The organism is Amycolatopsis kentuckyensis (assembly GCF_002155975.1).
Classification (GTDB): Bacteria; Actinomycetota; Actinomycetes; order Mycobacteriales; family Pseudonocardiaceae; genus Amycolatopsis; species Amycolatopsis kentuckyensis.
On sequence record NZ_MUMI01000682.1, the window covers coordinates 1 to 2,978 of the forward strand.

General features: G+C 76.1%; 3 protein-coding genes. All 3 read right to left on the bottom strand.

Annotation, left to right across the window (positions count from 1 at the left end; all coding sequences use genetic code 11):
- Positions 1–608, bottom strand: a 608-nt coding sequence (locus tag CCN39_RS45590; RefSeq protein WP_143264419.1) for an aminotransferase class V-fold PLP-dependent enzyme, incomplete at its 3' end; no start/stop codon positions are given.
- A 41-nt stretch (positions 609–649) separates the two neighbouring features.
- Positions 650–1,414, bottom strand: a complete 765-nt coding sequence (locus tag CCN39_RS45595) for an isocitrate lyase/PEP mutase family protein (protein ID WP_086853170.1) — start codon at positions 1,412–1,414, stop codon at positions 650–652.
- A 10-nt stretch (positions 1,415–1,424) separates the two neighbouring features.
- Positions 1,425–2,828, bottom strand: a complete 1,404-nt coding sequence (locus tag CCN39_RS45600) for a PH domain-containing protein (RefSeq protein WP_086853172.1) — start codon at positions 2,826–2,828, stop codon at positions 1,425–1,427.
- Between the last annotated feature and the right edge of the window lie 150 nt (positions 2,829–2,978).

Consider the following 2,978-nt stretch of genomic DNA (forward strand, 5'->3'; position numbering starts at 1 on the left):
CGCACCGCGAGCCACGCGCTGCCCCGCGGTGCGCCGAGCCACTTGTAGCCGGCGCCGACCACCCAGTCCGCCCAGGCGACGTCCAGCGGCAGCCAGCCGGCCGCCTGGGTCGCGTCGAGCAGCACCGCCGCCCCGGCGGCCTCGGCCGCGGCCCGCAGCGCCGGCAGGTCCGCGATCCGGCCGTCGGCGGACTGGACGACGCTCACCGCGACGACGTCGTGGCCCTCGACCCGGTCCGGCAGCACGTCCAGGGGCACTTCGGTCACCGTGACACCGGGGTTCACCGCGAACGGGAACGTCACGCTGGTGAAGTCGCCTTCGGCGGCGAGCACGCGGGTACCGGCGGGCAGCGCGGCGGCGACGTTGGCGACGAGCTGCGAGACCGACGCCCCGCTCGCGACGCGCCCGGGTTCGACACCGAGCAGCCGGGCGAACCCGGCCCGCGAGCGCGCCACGTAGTCGTCGAACTCCCCGGGCCGGGTGGCGCCGGTCCGCCACCGTTCCACCGATGCGGCCACGGCCTCGGCCACCGGCGCGGGCGGGACGCCCACGCTGGGCGTGTTCAGGTATCCGGACGGGGCGGCGAAGTCGGTTCCGAAGGCGCGCATACCCCGAGCCAAGCAGATCCCGCCGGGCCGGTTCACCCGATTTACGGCAGCAGGGCCGTGACGTCGGCGTAGGACGGCGGGCTCAGCGGCAGGTCCCGGCCGTCCCGCACGGCCAGCGCGGTTTCCGCCGCGGCGGCGAGCGCCACCCGGTACGGCAGCGACCCGAGGCTGACCCGCGCGACGCCCAGCTCCGCCAGCCCGGCCACGGTCACCTTCCCGGGCAGGAACAGCAGGTTGAGCGGCAGGCCGACGCCGACGATCCGCTCGACGTCGCCCGGCTCGGCGAGGCCGGGCACGAAGACGCCGTCCGCGCCCGCCGCCGCGTACGCCCGCACCCGCCGCTCGGCCTCGGCGAGGGAGCGGTCGCCGGCCCAGTGCGTGTCCGTCCGGGCGTTGACGAACAGGCCCGGCACGCGCTCCTTGACCGCCGTGACCAGGGCGCACTGGACGTCGACCGCGGCGAGCGAGCCGTCGGCCCGGCCGTCTTCGAGGTTGACGCCGGCCACGCCCGCGTCGGCCAGCTCGGCCGCGAGCTCGGCGACCGCGGCCGGGTCCGTGCTGAAGCCGTCGGCGAGGTCGACGCTGATCAGGGCGTCCAGCCGGGCCAGGCGGGTGGCGAGGGCGACGGTCGCGGCGCGCGTCGACGGCGCGCCGTCCTGCTCCCCCGCCGCCGCGGAGACGCCGAGGCTCGTGGTGCCCAGCGCGCGGAAGCCCTGCGCGGCGAGGAAGGCGCCGACGCCGAACTCCCACGCGTTCGGCAGCAGCAGCGGGGAGCCGGGGACGTGCAAGGCACGGAATTCGTCCATGCCCCCGAACCTAGGTCCGCGACGCTTCGGCGGGCACCGAACTCTCGAGGAACGGCGTCAGCACCCCCGGTACGGCCTCCGCCGCGAACTCGAGGCCTTCGCCCGCGGCGGCGTCGAGGATCGAGTAGGCACCGGAGCCCGCCGCGGTGGTCGCGGTGAACGTCGCGAGGCCCCGGCGGCGCTGGAACACCGACTGCTTGACGGTCCAGCCGATGACGCCGTCCCGCGTCAGCACGGCCGTGCTGCGCCGGACCGTGCCCGCGCGCGTCACCAGGTAGCGGCCGCGCAGCCCGTGCCCGAGGCCGCGGTAGGCGTCCCGGGCGAGCAGGACGGCCACCGGCAGCGCGACGACGGCGAGAGCGCCGCCGAGCACCAGCAGGACGTCGGTGAGCAGCGCGCCGAGCACCAGCAGGACGAGCACCGGCACGAGCGCGCCGAGCAGGGCCCAGCGCAGCCGCCGCCCGCGGGCGGCGAGGGGGTGCGGCACCAGCTCGACGGTCTCCAGGCGGTCGCCCAGGACCTGCGCCGCGACTTGGTGCGCGACGGCTTTCGGCGCCGCGGGCAGGAGCGTCTTGGACTCGGTGTGGTCGTCTTCGTCGTGCTCCATGCCGGTGGCGACGGCGTCGACGCGGGCGGCCCCGGCGAGCCGGGCGCCGAGCGGCTCGACCAGTTCGACGCCGCGCAGGCGCCGTTCCTCGATGGTGATCGACCGGGTGGTGAACAGTCCGCGCCGGACGCGCAGGGTGCCGCCGGGTTCGCGGTCCAGCCGGTAGTGCCACCACATTTCGGTGAACAGGCCCACCGCCCCGGCCACACCGGCGACCATGGCCAGGGCCAGCAGGAGCAGGACGCTGACGGCCAGGGGCAGGTCGCCGAAGAGGGCGAGGAGCCACTCGACCAGGCCACCGCCGGCCCCGAACCAGTCCGCCACCTTGAACAGGGACCCGAACGCGGCCAGCCCGAGCGTCGGGGCGACGAAAGAGACCGGAGCGTAACGGATCCACCGCGGGTCGAGTGTCGCGAGTGGACCGTCTTGAGTGGACGGTTCCGGGGTCCGGTGCAGGAGTTCGGTGCGCAGGGCTTCGGCGTCGGCCCTGGCGAGCGGGGACAGCGTGATCCGCTCCTGCCGGCCGGTGCCGATGGACAGCGCCGCGACGCCGAACGCGCGGTGCAGCGGGTTGGCCGTCAGGTCGGCGCTGCGGATCCGCTCGCGGGGCAGGGATTTGCGGGTGTGGACGGCGAAGCGGAATTCGATTTCGAGGCGCTCGGCGGTGCAGCGGAAGCGGGTGTACCGCCAGCGCACGTATTCGGCGAGCACGCCGGCGCCGACGAGCAGGGCGGCCGCCGGAACCAGCCAGAGCGATCGGGTACCGATGGCGATCGGCGTCCCGGCGGAGACGGCCACGCCGGCCATCAGGACGGCGGTGACGCCGAGAGTGCGCCGATCCAGGCGGCGCCAGCCGGCCGGGGTGGCGCTGGGGTTCCGCTGCGGGGCGTGCGCCTCGTCGGCGGTGGGGGCCTCGCGCCGGTGCTCGCCGTCGTGCGCGTGCGTTCCGCCGGCCGC